Origin of the sequence: Janthinobacterium sp. GMG1 (genome assembly GCF_034427795.1) — a bacterium.
Lineage (GTDB): Bacteria > Pseudomonadota > Gammaproteobacteria > Burkholderiales > Burkholderiaceae_D > Janthinobacterium.
The window spans coordinates 293,375-313,614 of sequence record NZ_JAXQNT010000002.1 but is presented as its reverse complement, the minus strand read 5'-3'; the positions used below and the strand labels follow the sequence as shown (position 1 = coordinate 313,614).

The following is a 20,240-nucleotide window of genomic DNA, read 5'->3' as shown; positions in this document are numbered from 1 at the left end:
CCGTTATCCGTGGGTACATGCAATACAGCATGACAGTGACCAGGGAAATCCCATGCAAGCATCCAGCCCAGCAACAACAACCACCGGCCAACGTGGCCGCATCCTCGCCTACCAGCCGAGCGGACAGGGTTCCGTCAGCGTGGCCGGCATTCAACATGCGTTCGACGTCACCACGCACTGGCGCTCGGACGTGGCGCCCGCCATCAACGCCGTCGTCGACGTGCGCTTCGATGACGCAGGCAGCCTCGCCACCGTCAGCGCCGTGGCAACGCAGCAACTGGCGCAGGAAGAAATGGCCGGCGCGGCGAAACTGGCGCGCGACAAGGGCCAGCAACTGTGGGGCCAGGCCGTGTCCGCCTTGGGCATCAAGGTGCTGGCCAGCCTGGGCGTCCTGCTCGCCGGCGCCTTTGTCTTCAACACCATCGGCATCCGTTTGTTCGCCTCCGTCTCGCGTACCTATTGGCAGTTGCTGGGCCTGTCCGCCGACAGCCTGGAAAGCTTTGCCCGCGATGGCGGCGGCGGTTTTACGTCGGCACAATTTTTCTTCCTGCTGGCCATCGGCGCCTGCTGCGCCACGATGGTTAGCAAGCACCCGAAAGCGGCGCTGGGCAAGTGCGCGCCCCTGCTGTTCATCGTCATCCACAGCAGCTTGCTGTTCATCAAGATCAAGGGCGCCGTCAGCGATGCGGGTAACGCCATGGGCGGCATCATGGGCACCCGCGCGGCCCGCATGGCCGAGCAGATGGCCAGCGAAATGCTGGGGCAAGTGTGGCAAGGCCTCTCGTTTGGCATCGGTTTTTACCTGGTGCTGGCGTCTGCCATCGTCCTGGCCGCTTACGGCGTCGGCGAATACAAACGTAAAACCATCGGCTAAGCCACCTCACACATTCACTCAAGGAAATATCATGAACCGTACCCTCCCAGCCCTGCTCGCCATCGCCGTCCTGCTGTCCGCCTGCGGCAAGACGGATAACGCCACACCAGCCGCCTCCGCCCCCGTCGCCGCGAATGTCGCCGACATGGCCGCCAAGGCGCAAGTGAAGGCGGCCGCCGCCAGCCTGCCGCAAGCGGACGCTTCCACGCCAACGTCCAGCTATGTCGACATCACCAGCGGCCACCAGTTGATGTACAGCTACCTCGCCCTGTCCGGCCTGCCGCCCGACTATGCGGCCGTGGCGCAGCGCATCTCGCGCGAATATGCGGGCAGCAACGACGCCTTCCGCAAGCAGGAAGTGCTCGACGCCCTGAAACCGCAGATCGACGCCAAGGTCAATGAGGCCAAGGCGAAGCGCTACCTGCGCTACCAGATCAATGGCCAGGGCGCGCTGTCGCCGTACGCGATGGACAAGGCCGCCTTCCCCGCCAAGTTCGCCGACGCGGGCACGTATTACTACATGTACGACAACGGCGACTACAAGCTGGCGTTCACGAATGGCGACGGTTATTCGCTGCTGAAAGTGGACCAGGAGGCGGCGCGCAAGATCGAGGCGGCGCGCAGCGGCTACAAGGACTTCGCCATCGTCGTGTATGCCTATGCCCAGGAAGCGGACATGGCCAGCAACCAGGTCAAGGCGCAGATCGTCAAGGTGGCGATCAAGCTGAACGGGGAAGAAATTCCCGTCAGCCAGGCACGGTAGAACGGGCTCGGTTACACTGTTCGCCACATTGCATCGGGATAGTGACATGGGCGAACAGACACTGGCGGAACAACATCTGGCAAACGGGCAAGGGCTGCAGCAGCAGGGCAAGCTGATCGAGGCGATCAACGCCTACCAGGCCGCGTATAAACTGAACCCGGCCCTGGCCGAAGCACAGCATTTCCAGGGCCTGGCGATGCTGGAACTGGGCCAGGGCGCCATCGGCCTGGGCTTGTTGAAACTGTCGCTCAAGCAGCAGCCCGACAATGCCCTGTTCCACTACAACCTCGGCAATGTGCTGCGCGGCACGGACAGCGAGGCGGCGCTGGCCAGCTACGCCACGGCGGCGCGGCTGGCGCCGCACGAACACGATTTCGCCATCAGCCATGCCGAATTGCTGCTGGGAAAACAGCGGCTGATGGAGACCATCGCCGAACTGGAACGGGCCCACGCCCTGCGTCCGCAGCGCTGGCAAACCCTGCAGGGACTGGCCGAGCTGTACTACCGCACGGGACAGCAGGAACTGGCCTTGCAACGCTACGCGCAAGGCCTGGCGCTGCATCCGGCGCTGACGCAAACGTGCCGCATCGGCTTCGCCAGTCCGCAAGCAGAACAGGTAGAAACTTTGACAGCGATCAACGTCGCGCCATCGCTGCACGATTTCCTGCGCGAAACGGACCTGCACATCCTCGACGATTTCCTGCCCGACCCGATCGCCTGGCGCGCGCAGGCGCTGGCGTTGCCGTTCGAGCAGCAGCGCTATGCGGGACAAAACTATCCGGGCAGCCAGACGGCAGGCCAGCCCAGTCAAGCCATCATGGAGCGCATCGCCACGGCGCTGGGCCGCCCCATCCGTTTCATCTCGCCCGACAACGGTTCGTATCGCCTCAGCTATGCGGACGCGATGGCGCGCACGGATATCCACGTGGACAATGAGACGGGCAACAATTTCAATTTCTATGCGGGCGTGCTGTATCTGAACCCGCCCGAGCAATGCCAGGGCGGCACCACGTTCTGGCGCCACCAGCCCAGCGACTGGTACCGGAGGTTGCCCGAGGCAGACGTGAAAGCGGGCGGCTACGCCAGCTTCAAGGACTTCCAGAAACGCTGGCTGCCGAACAGTAAAGTGCAGAAATTCAACGACTTGCAGGAACAGCGCGACAGTTGGCAAGCCCTGCTGGAAGTGCCGATGCGCCACAACCGCCTGATCGTGTACAAGGGACATTACTTTCACTCGATCAGCAATGTATTTGGCGACACGCCGGAGAATGGCAGACTGGTGCAGCTGTTTTTCTTTGAAGTGCCCGAGTGAGCATACGGCGCAGGTGTTCGCAGTACAAATCGCCGAAGTTGATGACGGCGCCCAGGAAAATGTTCAGGGCTAGGCGCCGTGCCGCAGGCAGTACGAATGTACGACAAGGCACGGCAACAACGCCATGGACGTTTTATTGGGTGACCGTCAATACATGTCGGCAGCCGTCGCCCGTACAGCCTTGAGTAGCATGTCCGCGCCCGGCGACAGCAAATGATCCTGCTGGCGGATGATGCCGAACGCATCCATCTTGCACGGCAGTTCGATGGGCAAAATGCTCAGCACGTTCAGCGACTCATAGTAATGGGCCACTTCCGTCGGCATCACGTGCAGGGAATCCGTCTGCTGCAGCAGGGACGTGATCAGGAGCAAGGCTGTCGTGTCGACCACGTCGACGGGCGGTTCCAGGCTGGCGCGGCGGAACATCATGTCGAAGCGGTGGCGCAGGATGCTGCCTTGCGGCGGCAAGATCCACGGCTGGCCCGCCAAGTCTTTCAACTGCAGATTCTTGCGCGCCAGCAGCGGATGGCCATTGCGCGCCACGGCGCTGGCCGGCTCTTCCGTCAATTCCTCGTAGATGAGTCCCGCGCTGCTTTCCTTTTCCAGGATGCGCCCGATCATGAAGTCCAGGGTGCCGTGCTGCAGCATGTCCATCAAGGTATTGCTGTGCTCTAGGTGCACGCCGATGCGCATCAAGGGCGCCTGCTGCTTGATGCGGGCAATCGCGCGCGGCAGCAAGGCCATGGCTGGCGTCATGATGACCCCCACTTCCACCTGGCCCGTCAGGCCTGATTTGAGCGCGACGATGTCGTCATGCGCCAGCGACAGGCTCGTCAGGGCCATGCGCGCGTGGCGTATCATCGTCTCGCCGTAGATGGTCGGCTCCATGCCGCGTGGCAACCTGTCGAACAGGCGCACGTCCAGCATCTCTTCCAGGTCCTTGATTTGCTTGGACGCGGCCGGCTGCGTCATGTGCAATTCTTCCGCCGCGCGGTGGATGTTGCGCTGCTCGTCAAGGGCGATCAACAGCAGCAATTGCCGCGTCTTCAGGCGGGCTCGCAAGAACCAGTTGGGGTTGAGGGTATCCATGAATAAATCATATCATGATCGATATCGGATACTGATGGATATCGATATTGTTGATATCGGTGTGTCTCCTTTTTGTACTTGTTGAAATGGCTCAGGATGCCTTGCAGGCGGCGCTCGGGTTGGCGGCCGGGCCAGCCGTTTGATGGATGAATTCGATGGTGCCATCCGGCTTGTATTTCAGCTCTTCCACGGCCACGGAACGCCGGTATTCTCCACCGCCGGGCAACTTGTCATTGTGATAGAAGATGTAGGACTTGCCGTTGAATTCGATGATGGCCTGGTGGATAGTTTTCACGACGGCATTCTTGTCCATGATGGTGCCGCGGAAATGCCAGGGCCCCGTCGGTGTCGGCCCTGTCGAATACGCCGTCTCCTCGGGGAAATTGCGCGAGTACGACAAATAATACGTACCCGCATGCTTGTGCATGTAGGCAGCTTCCGTGAACGCATCCATGCCGAAAGTCAAAATCGGGCCGTCCAGCTCCGTCATATTGGCTTTCAGCTTGGCGTATTTCAAGACCGTGTTGCCCCAGTAAATATAGGCCTGGCCATCCGTATCGATGAAGACGGCCGGGTCGATGTCGTCCCAGGGAATCGCAGTCTGTTTCGTCATGTCGTTCGTGATCAGAGCGCTGCCGCGCGCATCGACGAACGGCCCCGTGGGGCTGTCGGACACGGCCACGCCGATGGCCTTGCCGGCGATGGTTTTATGGTCGACAGTCGAATAAAAATAGTATTTATTGCCGCGCTTGACGATGTCGCCGGCCCAGGCATCCTTGCCGGCCCACGCGAAGGTGGAAAAGCGCACGGGCGAGCCGTGGTCCGTCCAGTTCGCCATGTCGCACGAAGAATACACGCGCCACTCGTGCATGCGGTAATCCGTATCCGTGGCGCTCGCTTCATCGTGGCCCACGTACAGATACACCCTGCCATTGTCGACCAGCGCGGCCGGGTCGCCCGTGTAGATGTTTTTCACGATGGGGTTGGCCGCCTGCGCGCCAAAGGTGGCACAGGCGAGCGCCGCCGCCATGCCGATGGCTGCGGCAAGTGTGTGTTGCTTCAACATAAAGGTTAACTCCCGTTGGTATTTTTCTGGCCCATGGCCATCAGTCTTTGCACGACGCAAAAGACGAACAGCAGGCCGCCGATGACGATCTTGGTCCACCACGAGCTGAGCGTGCCGTCGAAGGCGATCAGGGTCTGGATGGTGCCCAGCACGAGCACGCCCGACAGCGCGCCCGCCACATAGCCGTAGCCGCCGCTGAGCAGGGTGCCGCCAATGACGACAGCGGCAATCGCGTCCAGTTCCGTGCCTTGCGCATGCAAGCCATAGCCGGACAGCATGTAAAACGAAAACAGCACGCCACCCAGGGACGCACAAAATCCGCTGAAGGCGTAAATGAACACCTTGGTGCGGCCCACAGGCAAGCCCATCATCCGGGCCGACTGTTCATTGCCGCCGATCGCATACACGGCGCGGCCGAACGGCGTGGCGTGCGCCAGCCAGATGGCCAGCAGCAAGGTCGCTACGGCAATCACCACGCCCGGCGAGACGAAGCCACCCAGAAAGCTCAACTGAGTCTGCGACATGGCCACGAACAGCGGGTCATCGATGGTGATGGAATTGATGCTGATCAGATAGCACAGTCCGCGCGCCAGAAACATGCCGGCCAGGGTAACGATGAACGGCTGCAATTTGAAATAATGGATCAGCGCGCCCATGCTGGCGCCAAAGACGGTGCCCAGCGCCAGCACGGTGACGATCACCAGCAGCGGCGGCCAGTGCGCCACGTTGAGCAGCCAGGCTGCGATCATGGTCGACAGGGCCAGCACGGAACCGACGGACAGATCGATGCCGCCGGAGACGATGACGAAGGTCATGCCGACGGCGATCACCAGCAAAAAGGCGTTATCGATCAACAGGTTAAAGATCACTTGCGTCGACAGCAGGCCCGGATAGGCGGCGCCACCGAGGCCCAGCATCACCACCAGCAGCAGGACCGTGACGAGCGAGGTGAAATACGGGGTATGCAGCAAGCCCTTCATGCTTTTCTCCGATGCAGCAATTGCTTGAATTCCGACGATTGCGACAGGCAGACGAGGAAGACGACGACCGACTTGACGACCATGTTCACCTCGGGCGGCACGCCCAGCGAATAGATGGTGTAGGTCAGGGTCTGGATGATAAGGGCGCCGATCATGCTGCCCACGAGGCTGAACTTGCCACCGGCCAGGGACGTGCCGCCCAGGGTCACTGCCAGGATGGCGTCGAGTTCCAGCATCAGGCCCGCATTGTTCGCGTCGGCGCTCTTGATGTTCGAGCTGATCATCAACCCGGACAGGCCCGCGCAGGCGGCACAAAAGACGTAGACGAAAAAGATCAGGGTGGCCGTCTTGATGCCAGCCAGGCGCGCGGCGACGGGATTGATGCCGACGGCCTGGATGAACAGGCCCAAGGCGGTTTTCCGCATCAGCACGGCCGTGATGAGAAACACGGCAGCGACGAGAAACAGCGAGAACGGCAAGCCGAACAGGTAGCCGCTGCCGATGAAAAAGTACGGCTGATAATAGACGGTGACGATCTGGCCATCCGTCAGTAATTGCGCCAGGCCGCGCCCCGCCACCATCAAGATCAGGGTGGCGACGATGGGCTGCAAGCCGAGACCCGCCACCAGCACGCCATTCCAGGCGCCGCACAGCAGGGCCGCGCCCAGGGCGGCCGCCAGGGCCCAGCCCATGGGGATGTTGCTGACGTAGGTCGGCACGCCATTCTCCATCACCATGGTGCCGCCGATCAGCATGGCAGCCACGGTGCCGGACAGGGCCACGACGGCACCCACGGAAATATCGATCCCGCGCGTGGCGATCACCAGGGTCATGCCCAGCGCCGCCAGCATCAAGGGCGCCGCGCGGTTGACGATGTCGATCACGCTGCCGTACAAGTGACCGTCGCGAATTTCCAGGTGAAAAAAGCCGGGGATGGCAAAGAAATCGACCAGCAACAGCAGCAACAGCGCGGCCAGGGGCCGGCTCAGGGGGTGATGCAAGACACTCTGCAACATGGAAGCATTCGTAAGGGAAGCCGCACGCGCCAGTGGCGCGCTGGAGGGCGTGGATAAACTCATGTGGCGTCTCCGGCAATCACTTGCAGCACGGAGCTGTCGTCCAGCTCGCCGCGCGCATAGTCGCCGCAGGCCTTGCGGTCGCGCATGACCAGAATACGGTCGCTGCAGCGCAGCACTTCCGGCAATTCGGACGAGATGAACAGGATGGCCATGCCCTTGCGGCAGAGTTTGCCCACATAGCTCATGATTTCCTGCTTGGCGCGCACGTCGATGCCGCGCGTCGGTTCATCGAGAATCAGCATGGCCGGCGAGGTCACCAGCCAGCGCGCCAGCAAGGCCTTTTGTTGATTCCCGCCCGACAGGCTGCCGATCGGCGTTTCGATGCTGGCCGTCTTGATGCCGAGCGCTTTCACATATTCATCGGCCAGCGCCTGCTGGCGTTTGAACGGAATGGCGCGCAGCAAGCCCGTGCGGGCCTGCAAGGCCAATATGATGTTTTCGCGCACGGACAGCGACAAAATCGCGCCCTCGTGCTTGCGGTCTTCCGAGCAAAAGCCGATATCCCGGGCAATCGCATCGCGCGGCACGTTGAACTGGCGTGCCTTGCCTTGCATGGTGATGGAACCGGAGTCAGCCTTGTCGGCGCCGAACAGCAAACGCGCCAGTTCCGTGCGGCCCGAGCCGAGCAAGCCGGCCAGGCCCAGCAGTTCACCCTGTCGGATGTGGAAATCCATGGGCAGCAAGGCACCCTTGCGGCCCAGTCCCTGCGCTTCGAGCACGGTCGGACCAAAGCTGGCGGCGCCCGCGTCTTGCGCCAGATCAAGCTCTTGCACCACGGTGTCGGCCGCCACGCCGATCATTTTATTGACCAGCGCCAGGCGCGACAGCTCGCTGCACGCATACTCTCCCTCGCGCTCGCCATTGCGCATGACGGTGATGCGGTCGGAAATGGCGTAGGTCTGGTCGAGGAAATGGGTGACAAACAGAATCGCCATGCCCTGCTCGCGCAGGCGGCGCAGCACGGAAAACAGCAGATTGACTTCCGCCTCGTCCAGGCTGGACGTGGGTTCGTCAAGGATCAGCACGCGGGCCGAAATGTTCAGCGCGCGCGAAATGGCCACCATTTGCTGGATGGCCAGCGGAAAGCTGGACAGTTGCGCCGTGACATCGATATCGATCTGCAATTGCTGCAGCAAGGCACGCGCCTGTTGCTGCATGGAACGCCAGTCAATCGGGCCAAAACGGGCGCCAAAGCGGCGCGGGTAGCGGCCGATAAAGATGTTTTCCGCCACCGACAGGTTCGGGCACAGATTGACTTCCTGGTACACGGTGCTAATGCCCAGTCCCTGGGCATCCGAGGTGGACGCGGGCGCAATGGGCTTGCCATCGAGCAAAATCTGGCCGCTGTCGGGCGTGTAGACGCCCGTCAGCACCTTGATCAGGGTCGATTTCCCGGCGCCATTTTGCCCCATCAGGGTATGCACTTCACCCGGATACAGGCGTAGGGCTACGTCGCTGAGGGCTTTGACGCCGGGAAAAGACTTGCTGATGCCGCGCAACTCCAGCAAGGGAGCTGGCGCGGCATTGTGTTTCACTTGCGTCTTCATCATGCGGCAAGCTTAGTACTTACGGTTCGGGAATTCCTTGGCTGCCACCTCGGCAGGGAACACGCCTTCCACCGTCGTGATGCGCGCCGGCACGGGTTTGCCGGCCACCACATCGCGGGCGATGGACATCAGTTGCGGGCCCAGTAGCGGGCTGCATTCCACGGTGACATTCAGCTTGCCGGCGATCATGGCCTCGAATGCGCCTTTCACGCCATCGATCGAGATGATGATGATGTCCTTGCCCGGTTTCATGCCCGCTTCTTCGATGGCCTGGATGGCGCCGATGGCCATGTCGTCATTGTGCGCATACAGCACGTTGATCTTCTTGCCCTCGGCCTTCAGGAACGCTTCCATCACTTCCTTGCCCTTGGCGCGCGTAAAGTCGCCCGTTTGCGAACGGATGATCTTCATCTTCGGATTCTTGCCGATAACTTCCAGGAAACCGGCCTTGCGGTCGATGGCAGGTGCGGAGCCCACCGTGCCTTGCAGCTCGACGATGTTCAGGGTGGCATCGGGGGTTTTCTTGGCATGCTCGAGCAGCCATTGGCCGGCGCGGCGGCCCTCTTCCACGAAGTCGGAACCGATGAAGGTCACGTACAGCGATTTATCGGCCACGTTGACGGCGCGGTCCGTCAGGATGACGGGAATCTTGGCAGCCTTGGCTTCGCGCAAGACGGTATCCCAGCCCGATTCAACGACGGGCGAGAAGGCGATCACGTCGACTTTTTGCGCGATGAACGAACGCAGCGCCTTGACCTGGTTTTCCTGCTTTTGCTGCGCATCAGCAAATTTCAGGGTGACGCCGTCTTTCTTGGCAGCATCCTTGATGGAGACGGTATTGGCGGTGCGCCATTCGCTCTCGGCGCCTACCTGCGAAAAGCCCATGACGAGGGGCTTGGCGGCGAAAGCGGAAGAAGTAGCGGACAGTGCGAGCAGCATGGCGCTGGCGAGGAGTGTGCGGCGTGTCAATTTCATTCTTGTCTCCAGTTTTTTTTGGAATACCATCACAGCCGGATGCCGGATGGGCGGTTTTTTATGAACCCATGGTAGGAGAAAGCAACATAGCCATCCAATCAATTCTTTTTCGCTTGCGATACCGATTTGCGTATCACTGGATGGCGTCCTTGCCCGTTCCTGCGACTCAGCGCAGCAAGCGCAGCCCGTACAGGCCGCCCGCCACGGAATCCTTGCCGGCGACAAATTTCACGACCAGCTTGCCGTTCTCCGCCGCCACCAGCGCCTTGGGAATGGCGATATCGAGCGTATGCAATTCCTGCGGCGCATCGGCCGTCACGGCAACCGTCTGCAGCTTCGTGCCGTTCACCAGCACGTCGAAGGTCCTGCCCGCATCGAGGGTAGAGAGGGTCAGGCGCAATATCCTCGCCTCGGCTTGCGGGTCGCTCAATTCATAGCTGAACCAGCCCGTCGCATGGCGCCAGTGCCGGCCCTTGTTGACGCCGTTTTCTCCGCCTTCGGCCTGGAAGAAATGGTCGGACTCGGGCTGCTGTTGTCCCGGTGCCACCTGGTCGATGGTTTGCGCGTCGAGCGCCAGGCGCTCGGATTCCGCCTGGCGCGTGGATTCCTGCAGCTGCGCCAGCCTGGCGGGCGTGGACACGGGCCAGTACAGCATGTAGCGCGAGTCATGCAGGCGGAAGAACGGGATCAGTTTGATCGTCGCCGCATCCTTGCCCTGGATCAAGCCGGGCGCCGTGAATGTCAGCGGCTGGCCTTTTACGGGTTTGATCTTGTGCATGAACTCTTTTGTGTCGCTGACGAACAGCGGCGACGATTCCAGCGGACACACTTGCCCCTGGGCGATATGGCCCATGCGCGAGTCGTCCGCAAAATAGTTCAGTTGTTCATTCGCAAACGGCTGCGTCCTGGCGGCCAGCACGATGGGGCCGTGCAGCACGGCGTAGTAATTCGACTGGTCCGGCATCTGTTCCAGGCGCGTCGTCATCGGCAGCACCACGTCGACCGTGTCGCCCGCTTTCCAGGCGCGCGTGATCGTCACATACTCGCCCGGCGCGCCGTTCACCCGCAGGGACTTGCCATTGAGTTTGACGCGCAACTTGCCCTTGGCTACCCACTGCGGGTAGCGTATCTTCATGCTGAAGGTTTTATTTCCCAGCACCTTGATGCGCGTCGTGTCCTGGTCGGGAAACTGGGTCGATTGCACGATCCTGACGCCCTGCTGTGCCCAGTCCAGGGTGGACGCCATGAACAGGTTCACGTACAGGGCGTCGCCGTCATGCGCGTAGATGAACTCGCCATATTTGGCCTGGCTTTCGATGCCGGAACCCACGCAGCACCACATGCCCTTGTCCACTTGCGAATACACGCGGTAGTGGTTCGGGCGCATGGGCGTGAAATACACGAAGCCACCCGTGCCCGGGCGCTGCGACGACAGGATATGGTTGTACAGGGCGCGCTCGTAGTAATCCGTGTATTTGACCTGCTCATCGCGGCGAAACAGCTGCTGCGTGAGCTTGAGCATATTGTAGGTGTTGCACGTCTCCGGCCCTTCGACCTCTTCCACCATCGAAGAAAAATCGTGCTCGTCATGAAAATGTTCCTTGACGCTATTGCCGCCGATGGCCACCGTGCGCTTGTCGTGCACAGTTTGCCAAAAGAATTGCGCCGCCTGCTGCCAGTCGCGCCGGCCCGTCAGCGCGCCGATGCGCTCGAAACCGATCACCTTCGGGATTTGCGTATTCGCATGCAAGCCCGTCAGCTTGTCTTGCCGGGCCACCAAAGGTTGCAAGACCGCCTGGTGCGAAAAACGCACGGCCAGGTCCAGGTAGCGCTGGTCGCCCGTCATCGTGTAGACGTCGGCCAGCACTTCGTTCATGCCGCCGTGCTCGGCGCGCAGCATGGCTTGCATCTGCTCATCGCTCAAGGACCCCGACAGTTTCACGGCCCAGTCCGACAAGGCGATCAGCATGCTCCTGGCTTCGGCATTTCCGGCATACTGATACGCGTCGCGCAAGCCCGCAAATACCTTGTGCAGGTTGTACCACGGCACCCATTTACCATTGACGGAGAAAGTATCCGCCTGCAACTCTCCCTTGGCGATGGCTTGCCAGGCGGCATTGCCATCGGGAATGCCGCCCAGATAACCATTGCCATTGGCGTCCTGGCATTTCTTCAGTTCCGCCACCACATAGTTCAGGCGTTCGCGAGCCTGCGCATCGCCCGTGGACGCCACCATCAGCGCCAGCGCGGACAGGTAATGCCCGCCCAAATGCCCATCGAGACCCGTCGACTCCCAGTTGCCATAGCTGGACTGGATTGGCGGCAAGCCCGCCTCGCGGCGAAACGGCGCCAGCAATTTGTCTGGCTCGAACGCCAGCAGATAGTGCAAGTCCGTCGTCTGTGCGTCGAGAAACGGCCCCGCGTTCAAGCGCACGGATGCGAGGGGAAACAGTTCGGCTGCCTGCAGGACAGGCGTGGCAAGGCCGCTGGCGGCCAGCGCCAGCATCAACACGGTCTTGTGCATGGTGCGCCCTTAGGGTTGGGCAGCCGGCAATTGGCGGCTTTGATAGCGGTTCAAGTCGCGCGCATCGACCTGCGGCCAGCCCTCCTTGTCCCACGTTATGGGCAGGATCTTGAGCTTCTGCAAATAATTGTCCGCCGTCTCATACGCGTGCAGCACCAGGTAATCCTTGCCGTCAAACGTGTAGGCGCTGTTGTGGCCCAGGCCCTTCCAATCCTTGTCGCCCTGCAGCAGCACCGTGCCGCCGCCCTGCGCCATGTCGCGGCCATCCTTGTCCAGGTACGGTCCCGTCACGCTCCTGGAGCGGCCCACGGCCAGGTGATAGGTGCTTTTTTCCTTCTGGCAGCACAAGCCCCAGGACACAAAGAGGAAGTAATCGTTGCCGTGCTGGAAGATGAACGGCGCCTCGATTTCCTCGGGCGCTGGCTTGAATTCGCCTGCCCTTGGCGGCAGCGGCACGCGGCGTGCGAGGGAATGCCACTCTTGCGGTTCCGCAATGCGGGTCCAGTCTTTGTTGAGTTTCACCAGCTTGATGCCATTCCAGAACGAGCCGAACGACATCCATGGCGTGCCCTTGGCATCGGTGATGATGTTCGAGTCGATGGCGTTCCACTCGTCGCGCTCGGGCACGGATTGCAGCAGCATGCCCTGGTCGACCCAGCGGTAATCGGGCGAGCGGGGGTTCAAGGTCGTGTTGACGGTCACGCCGATGCCGGACGTGTTCTTGCCGAAGCCGGATACCGAGTAGTACAGGTAATATTTACCGTCGTGAAATTGCACGTCGGGCGCCCAGATATGGTCGTCAAAGCTGGGAGCAGCTGTTTTTGCCCAGGTCGGCTGGCCCGCGAAGACGCGCCCTTCCGGCTGCCAGTCGACCATGTTTTTCGAACTGTAAAAGGTGATGCCGGGACCCGTGCTGTACAAATAATACGTGTCGCCTTCCTTGGCCATCACGGGGTCGTGCACGCTGACCTGGGCGGCCTGGACGGGGCTGAAGGCAAGCATGGCCACCAAGGCCATCATTATCGAAAATCGCATCGTGTTCTCCACATGACCAGCCGGCCCGTCATGCGGGCCGGCTGGATATATCAAAATCGGCAGGTTTATTCGACCGCCACCACCACCACGGCCTTGGCGGGCACCGACACGGTCAGCTTGCCGCCTTGCGCCTTGGCATTAAACGCCACCGGCTGCACGGCTTGCGGTTGCGCAAAGCTGTTGACGGCATCCATCTTGCCAGCAGTCAGCACGCGACCTGTCACGCTGGCCACTTGCTTGCCCGCCAGCGCCACGCTCACGTCGACGGCCTTGTGCGGGTTCGTATTGACCAGCGACAAGTACACCTTGCCATCCTTGGCGCGCGCGGCCGAGGCGCTCACTTCCGGAATGCTGACCTTGCCCAGGCTGTATTTGCCATTGCCACTGATGGCGACCGGCAGCGAGGTGGCATCCTGGAACGGCACGTACATTTCAAACGCGTGATACGTAGGCGTGAGGAAATATTTGTCCTTGTCCGTAATGATCATCGCCTGCAGCACGTTGACCATTTGCGCGATATTCGTCATGCGCACACGGTCCGCGTGGGCGTGGAAAATATTGAAGTTCAGGGCGGCGACGAGCGCATCGCGCAAGCTGTTTTGCTGGAACAGGAAACCCGTGTTGGTGCCCGGCTCGACGTCGTACCAGGTGCCCCATTCATCGACGTACAAGCCCGTCTTTTTCGAGGGATCGTTCTTGTCGATGGCGGCGATATTGTTCTTGATCAAACTATCGATGCGCAGGGTGCGGCTCAGGGTGGAAATCCACTCATTTTCGCCAAAGCCTGTGGCGGCGCCCTTCTTTTCCCAGACGCCGGTCGGTACCGTGTAGTAGTGGAAACTGATGGCGTCCATCATGTTCGGCTTGATTTCGCGGCTCAGGGTGCTGGACCAGCTGATGTCGTCGTCATTGCCGCCGCTGGCGATGAATTTCGGGCGCGCGCTTTCCGGCGTCTTCATGAAGGTGTGATAGTGCTTGTACAGGTCGGCGTAATACTGCGGGCGCATATTGCCGCCGCAACCCCAGGCTTCATTGCCGATGCCAAAGTAATCGACTTTATACGGCTGGGCGCGGCCATTCTTGCGGCGCAGCTCGGCCAGGGTCGATTTGCTGTCCGAGGTCATGTATTCGAGCCATTCGGACATTTCCTGCGGCGTGCCGGACCCGAGGTTGCCGTTGATATAGGTTTGCGCGCCCAGCAGCTCGGCCAGGTCGAAGAATTCGTGCGTGCCGACGGCGTTCGATTCTTCCACGCCACCCCAGTTGGTGTTGACCTTGGTCGGACGCTGGGCGCGCGCGCCGATGCCATCCTTCCAGTGGTATTCATCGGCAAAGCAGCCGCCCGGCCAGCGGACCAAGGGCACGTGCAACTGTTTCAGCGCGCCCAGCACGTCATTGCGCCAGCCTTTGGTGTTCGGAATGCTGGACTCCGGCCCCACCCACATGCCTTCATAGATACCGGTGCCCAGGTGTTCGGCGAACTGGCCGTACACGTTCTTGTTGATCACGGAACCGGGCTTGGCCACGTCGATGGTGACGTTGACGGGCGCGGCAAAGGCGCTGCCGGCCATGGCAAGGCTGAGGGCCACGATGCTGGTATGGATGAGTTTCATGCTGTCTCCTGTTTTTGAGTGAAAAGCAAGGGCCGGGATCAACCCGGCGATGGAATGGCGATGCCTCTCCTGCCGCGGGGTTGGGGCGGCAAGAGGGTATTTCTAGATCGGAGGTGCCGGTCAGTCCCGGCGCGGATTGAACAATGCGCTAAGGCTTAGATCCAGCCAGCATCCACAATGAATTCCTGGGAGGAACACATAGCACCATCGTCCGAGGCGAGGAACAGCACCATGGCGGCGATGTCCTGTGGCATCAGCTTGCTTGGCAAGCATTGGCTTTTCTTGATTTCCACTTCCGCCGCGTCGTCGACCCACAGGTCGATCTGGCGCTGCGTCATGACCCAGCCCGGTGTGACCGTGTTGACGCGGATATTGTGGGCGCCATAATCGCGCGCCAGGCCCCGCGTGAGGCCCACGACGGCCGCCTTGGTGGTGGCATACACGGGGTAGCCGCCCGACTTCATGTGCCAGGAAATCGAGCTGACATTGATAATGGAACCGCCGCCCTTACGCTTCATGCCCTCGAAGACGGCCTGGCACGTGAAGAACATCGGGCGCTGGTTGATCGCAATGCGCTCGTTCCAGTATTCCAGCGTGACATCCTGCGCCTGGTGGCGCTGGTCGTTGGCGGCATTGTTGACGAGGATATCGAAGTCGCCCAGCGTCTCCGCCAGTTCGGCCATGACGGCTTGCAAGGAGGGAATATCCGTGATGTCGCAATGGCGGAACAGTGGCGCCGCCAGACCCGCTTCGGCCAGGCGGCGGCACAGGGCCTCGCTCGCTTCCACAGCGATATCGACAAACGCCACCAGCGCGCCCTGGGCGGCAAACTCCGCCACCAGGGATTCGCCGATGCCGCTGCCGCCGCCCGTGATGAACACGCGCTTGCCCTGCAAGCTGCCATATTTCGCCAATTGCTTCATCTTGTCTCCGCCTGTGTATTTTTATTTTTGATGATTAAAGTTTGCCCAGCACGCCATCGTGACGGCGCCAGATCCCCAGCGGATTATCGTCGCGCAGCGACTCCGGCAGCAAGTCCTGCAGCAGGTTCTGGTACGACACGGGGCGCAGGAAGCGGTTGATGGCCGCCGTGCCCACCGACGTGCTGCGGCCGTCCGACGTGGCCGGGAACGGGCCGCCGTGCACCATGGCCGTCGACACTTCCACGCCCGTCGGGAAACCGTTGGCCAGGATGCGGCCCACGCGGCGTTCCAGCACGGGCAGCAGGCGGCGCGCGTCTTCCAGGTCGCCGGTATCCATCTGCAGGGTGGCCGTCAGCTGGCCTTCCAGGCTTTCCGTAATCTCCAGCAACTGTTGCATGTCGCGGCAAGCAACCAGCAAGGAGGCCGGACCGAAGACTTCGTCGCGCAGATCGTGCTTGGCCAGGAAGGCCTCGCCCGAAGTGACGAACAGGGCCGCGGCGCCCTTGCCTTCGTCGCCCGTGTTTTGCACCAGCGGCGTCACGTCGGCGTGCTGCGCCAGGGCGGCAACGCCCTTGGCATAGCTGCTGGCTATGCCGGCCGTCAACATGGTGGCGGCCGGCGCAGGTACCAGCGCGTCGGCGGCAGCGGCGGCAAAGGCCGTGAAGTCGGCGCCGGCCAAGCCCAGCACGAGGCCGGGATTGGTGCAGAACTGGCCCACGCCCATCGTCAGCGAAGCGGCAAAACCGCTGGCGATCGCCGCGCCACGGGCGGCCAGGGCTTGTGGCAGCACAAACACGGGGTTGATGCTGCTCATTTCCGCATACACGGGGATCGGCTGCGCACGTTCCGCCGCCACCTTCATCAGGGCGATGCCGCCCGAACGCGACCCCGTAAAGCCGACAGCCTGGATGGCTGGATGGGCCACCAACGCCTGGCCGATGCCATTGCCCGTGCCCGTCAGCAAGGCGAACACGCCGGCCGGCAGCTTGCAGATGGCAATCGCTTTGACGATGGCGCGCGCCACCAGTTCCGACGTGCCAGGGTGGGCCGAGTGGGCTTTCAGGACGACAGGGCAGCCGGCAGCAAGGGCCGAGGCCGTATCGCCGCCAGCCACCGAGAAGGCCAGCGGGAAGTTACTGGCAGCAAACACGGCGACGGGGCCCAGGCCGATCATGCGCAAGCGCAAGTCAGGACGCGGCGGCGTACGTTCCGGCAGCGGGCTGTCGATGCGCGCATCCGTCCACGATCCTTCGCGCAGCAAGCCGGCGAACAATTTCAATTGCCCCACCGTGCGGCCACGTTCGCCTTCCAGGCGCGCGCGCGGCAAACCGCTTTCCGTCATGGCGCGCACGATCAAGTCGTCGCCCAGTTCGCCGATTTGCGCGGCGATGGTATCGAGGAAATCGGCGCGTTCCGCATCCGTGGTGGCACGGAAAGGGTCGAACGCGGCCTGCGCCAGGCGGCAAGCTGCGTCGATTTGCGCTACGTCAACCATGTGGAAGGCAGGCGCGATGTGGGCGCGCGCGGCCGGATCCCACGCTTCGAAGGAGCCGCCATTGCCCTTGACGGCGACGCCGCCGATCAATGCATCACCGGTGATATTGAAACTCATAATGTGCTCACTTTCGCAAATTCGGTTGGGAAGACGTCGAGGCGGTTGCGCAAGGCAGGGCCAAAGGCCGGCGCTTCGATTTCAAAGGTTTCGCCCGGCGCCACGCTCACGCCATCGGCAAAGCTTAACGTTGCCGTGCCGAAGAAGTGCACGTGCACGTCGCCAGGGCGCTTGAACAGCGGATACTTGAAGTGATGATGTTCCAGGTTGGCAATCGTGTGCGACATATTCTCTTCGCCGCTGACAAACGCCTTTTCCCAGCGCACATTGCCTGCCGCATCGAGCACGCGCGAGGCACCGGCGATATGCGCGGGCAATTCGCCCACCAGCATGGCCGGACCCACGCTGCAGGCGCGCAGCTTCGAGTGGGCCAGGTACAGATAGTTCTGACGTTCCGTAATGTGGTCCGAGAATTCATTGCCGATGGCGTAGCCGACGCGATATGGCTGGCCGTCGTCGCCGATCACGTACAGGCCGGCGATTTCCGGCTCTTCGCCGCCATCGAGGGCAAAGTCCGGCATGCGCAGCGGCTGGCCGCCAGCGCGCACGATGGAGCCGTCGCCTTTATAGAACCATTCGGGCTGGGCACCGGCCGTGCCGTCAGCCGGCTTGCCGCCTTCCACGCCCAGGCGGAACATTTTCATGGAGTCGCTCAAGGATTCCGCGTCGCCGCCGATCTTCTTGTGCATGGCATCGCGCGCGCCGGCGCTGCCCAGGTGGGTCAGGCCCGTGCCCGTCACGTAGCAGTGCGCTTCATCGGCGTGGTCGAGCGGCGCCAGCAGGCGGCCGCTGGCGGCCACGTCCGCATACAAGTGCGTGGCGTTGCCAACGGTAGCGTTCACCAGCTCCGCCAGGTTGACCTTCTTGCGGATGGCGTCTTGCGCCAGCGCATAGGTCGTGTTGTAGCCTTCGATGACGCGGATCTGGTCGTCTTGCAGCAGGCCGACGAGGCGCCCGCCATGTTCATTCGTAAATTGCAGCAACAGCATGATTCTCTCCGCTTAATGTGAGTGGCGCGGCACGGCGGAACCGCGATTGCCGACCAGGAAGTCGAAATCGCAGCCTTCGTCGGCCTGCAACACGTGTTCGATGTACAGCTGCTGGTAGCCGCTCTTCGGTCCGGGCGCGCTGCCCAGTTCGCGCTTCGCCAGACGCTCGGCGATTTCCGCATCGCTGATGTCGATGTTCAGGCTGCCGTTGTGGCAATCGAGGGCGATCATGTCGCCGTCGCGCACAATGCCCAGCGGGCCGCCGGCCATGGCTTCCGGCGCCACGTGCAGGACGACGGTGCCGTAGGCCGTGCCGCTCATGCGCGCATCCGAGATGCGCACCATGTCGGTAATGCCTTGCGCCAGCAGTTTCGGCGGCAAGCCCATGTTGCCCACTTCGGCCATGCCGGGATAGCCTTTCGGGCCGCAATTCTTCATCACCAGCACGGAGTTCGCGTCCACATCGAGATCCGGATCAACGATGCGGGCCTTGTAATGTTCAAAGTCTTCGAACACGACAGCCTTGCCGCGGTGCTGCATCAGATGCGGCGAGGCGGCCGACGGTTTCAAGACGGCGCCGCGTGGGGCCAAGTTGCCGCGCAGCACGCAAATGCCGCCATCGGCCAGCAGCGGGTTGTCCAGCGTACGTACCACCTCGTCGTTGTAGATCGGCGCCTCGACGCAGTTGTCCCACAGCGACTTGCCGTTGACGGTCAGCGCATTCTTGTGCGGCAGCAAGTCGCCCTCGCCCAGGCGGCGTATCACGGCCGGCAAGCCGCCCGCGTAGTAAAACTCTTCCATCAGGAAACGACCCGACGGCAGCAGGTCGACGATGGTCGGCGTGCCGCGGCCTACCTTGGTCCAGTCTTCCAGCTCCAGGGGCACGCCGATGCGGCCGGCAATGGCTTTCAGGTGGATCACGGCGTTGGTCGAGCCACCGATGGCGGCGTTGACCTTGATGGCGTTTTCAAATGCTTCGCGCGTCAGCACTTTCGACAGGCGCAGGTCTTCATGCACCATTTCGACGATGCGGATGCCCGACATGTGCGCCAGCACGTAGCGGCGCGAATCGACGGCGGGAATAGCCGCGTTGTGCGGCAGCGAGGTGCCCAGCGCTTCGGCCATGCTGGCCATGGTCGAAGCCGTGCCCATGGTGTTGCAGGTACCGGCCGAGCGCGACATGCCCGATTCGGCCGACATGAACTGGTGCAAGGTGATGGAACCGGCCTTCATCTGCTCGTGCAACTGCCACACGGCGGTGCCGGAACCGATGTCCTTGCCGTTCAGCTTGCCGTTCAGCATGGGACCGCCGCTGACGACGATGGTCGGGATATCGACGCTGGCAGCGCCCATCAGCAGCGCTGGCGTGGTCTTGTCGCAGCCGACCAGCAGCACGACGGCGTCCATCGGATTGCCGCGGATCGATTCTTCCACATCCATCGACGCCAGGTTGCGCGTCAGCATGGCCGTCGGGCGCAAATTCGATTCGCCATTCGAGAAGACGGGGAATTCCACGGGGAAACCGCCCGCTTCCAGGATGCCGCGCTTGACGTGCTCGGCCAGTTGGCGGAAATGCGCGTTGCAGGGGGTCAGTTCGGACCAGGTATTGCAGATGCCGATGATGGGCTTGCCATGAAATTCGTGGTCAGGTATGCCCTGGTTTTTCATCCAGCTTCGGTACATGAAGCCATTCTTGTCCTGCGAGCCGAACCACTCGGCCGAGCGCAGGGCTACCTTCTTTTTTGTCTCAGACATGCCATTCTCCTGGTTGTGCCATGCCGGATCTAAGGTCGTCGGCCCGGGCAGCGATGTTGGAATACTAAAGAATCCTGCCATGCCTTTCCAATCAATTTTTAATG

Annotated in this window: 16 protein-coding genes; 3 read left to right on the top strand and 13 right to left on the bottom strand. The window is 61.8% G+C overall.

Annotation, left to right across the window (positions count from 1 at the left end):
* Positions 1-52 precede the first annotated feature (52 nt).
* From SJI03_RS06385 to SJI03_RS06375, 3 genes are read left to right on the top strand one after another with little or no spacing between them, the layout of a single operon-like run.
* Entirely contained in the window at positions 53-874 is an 822-nt protein-coding gene (locus SJI03_RS06385) for a hypothetical protein (RefSeq protein ID WP_099377807.1), read from the top strand.
* A gap of 31 nt (positions 875-905) precedes the next feature.
* Entirely contained in the window at positions 906-1,637 is a 732-nt protein-coding gene (locus tag SJI03_RS06380; RefSeq protein WP_322426594.1) for a hypothetical protein, read from the top strand.
* A gap of 46 nt (positions 1,638-1,683) precedes the next feature.
* Positions 1,684-2,949, top strand: coding sequence for a DUF6445 family protein (locus SJI03_RS06375; protein ID WP_322426593.1), 1,266 nt, complete (start codon positions 1,684-1,686; stop codon positions 2,947-2,949).
* Between the two features lie 147 nt (positions 2,950-3,096).
* On the opposite strand, the gene SJI03_RS06370 is transcribed toward SJI03_RS06375, so the two are convergent.
* From SJI03_RS06370 to SJI03_RS06310, 13 genes are all read right to left on the bottom strand, one after another.
* Positions 3,097-4,038: a LysR family transcriptional regulator gene (locus SJI03_RS06370; protein ID WP_099377804.1), complete on the bottom strand. Its 942-nt coding sequence runs from the start codon at positions 4,036-4,038 to the stop codon at positions 3,097-3,099.
* A gap of 91 nt (positions 4,039-4,129) precedes the next feature.
* The gene (locus tag SJI03_RS06365) at positions 4,130-5,104 is read right to left on the bottom strand and encodes a glycoside hydrolase family 43 protein (protein ID WP_322426592.1); all 975 of its coding nucleotides are present in this window, start codon (positions 5,102-5,104) and stop codon (positions 4,130-4,132) included.
* Between the two features lie 5 nt (positions 5,105-5,109).
* The gene (gene yjfF, locus SJI03_RS06360) at positions 5,110-6,084 is read right to left on the bottom strand and encodes a galactofuranose ABC transporter, permease protein YjfF (protein WP_322426591.1); all 975 of its coding nucleotides are present in this window, start codon (positions 6,082-6,084) and stop codon (positions 5,110-5,112) included.
* A complete protein-coding gene (locus SJI03_RS06355; RefSeq protein ID WP_099377801.1) occupies positions 6,081-7,163 on the bottom strand; it encodes an ABC transporter permease in 1,083 nt (360 codons plus the stop codon). Before SJI03_RS06355 ends, yjfF begins: the two co-directional genes overlap by 4 nt.
* Positions 7,160-8,713, bottom strand: coding sequence for a sugar ABC transporter ATP-binding protein (locus SJI03_RS06350; protein WP_322426590.1), 1,554 nt, complete (start codon positions 8,711-8,713; stop codon positions 7,160-7,162). The genes SJI03_RS06355 and SJI03_RS06350 overlap by 4 nt, the downstream gene beginning before the upstream one ends.
* Positions 8,714-8,722: 9 nt before the next feature.
* Complete coding sequence (locus SJI03_RS06345) at positions 8,723-9,685, bottom strand: ABC transporter substrate-binding protein (RefSeq protein WP_099377799.1); 963 nt, start codon at positions 9,683-9,685, stop codon at positions 8,723-8,725.
* A gap of 166 nt (positions 9,686-9,851) precedes the next feature.
* On the bottom strand, positions 9,852-12,209 hold the full coding sequence (locus tag SJI03_RS06340) for a glycoside hydrolase family 127 protein (protein ID WP_322426589.1): 2,358 nt from the start codon (positions 12,207-12,209) through the stop codon (positions 9,852-9,854).
* A 9-nt stretch (positions 12,210-12,218) separates the two neighbouring features.
* Complete coding sequence (locus SJI03_RS06335) at positions 12,219-13,244, bottom strand: arabinan endo-1,5-alpha-L-arabinosidase (protein WP_322426588.1); 1,026 nt, start codon at positions 13,242-13,244, stop codon at positions 12,219-12,221.
* A 65-nt stretch (positions 13,245-13,309) separates the two neighbouring features.
* Positions 13,310-14,857: an alpha-N-arabinofuranosidase gene (locus SJI03_RS06330; RefSeq protein WP_322426586.1), complete on the bottom strand. Its 1,548-nt coding sequence runs from the start codon at positions 14,855-14,857 to the stop codon at positions 13,310-13,312.
* Between the two features lie 155 nt (positions 14,858-15,012).
* Complete coding sequence (locus SJI03_RS06325; protein ID WP_322426585.1) at positions 15,013-15,780, bottom strand: SDR family oxidoreductase; 768 nt, start codon at positions 15,778-15,780, stop codon at positions 15,013-15,015.
* Positions 15,781-15,814: 34 nt separating this feature from the next.
* Positions 15,815-17,392 (bottom strand): aldehyde dehydrogenase (NADP(+)), encoded by a 1,578-nt coding sequence (locus SJI03_RS06320; protein WP_322426584.1) that lies wholly within the window; start codon positions 17,390-17,392, stop codon positions 15,815-15,817.
* Complete coding sequence (gene araD1 / locus SJI03_RS06315) at positions 17,389-18,381, bottom strand: AraD1 family protein (RefSeq protein ID WP_322426583.1); 993 nt, start codon at positions 18,379-18,381, stop codon at positions 17,389-17,391. The genes SJI03_RS06320 and araD1 overlap by 4 nt, the downstream gene beginning before the upstream one ends.
* A gap of 12 nt (positions 18,382-18,393) precedes the next feature.
* On the bottom strand, positions 18,394-20,136 hold the full coding sequence (locus SJI03_RS06310; RefSeq protein WP_035823649.1) for an IlvD/Edd family dehydratase: 1,743 nt from the start codon (positions 20,134-20,136) through the stop codon (positions 18,394-18,396).
* Positions 20,137-20,240: the final 104 nt, after the last annotated feature.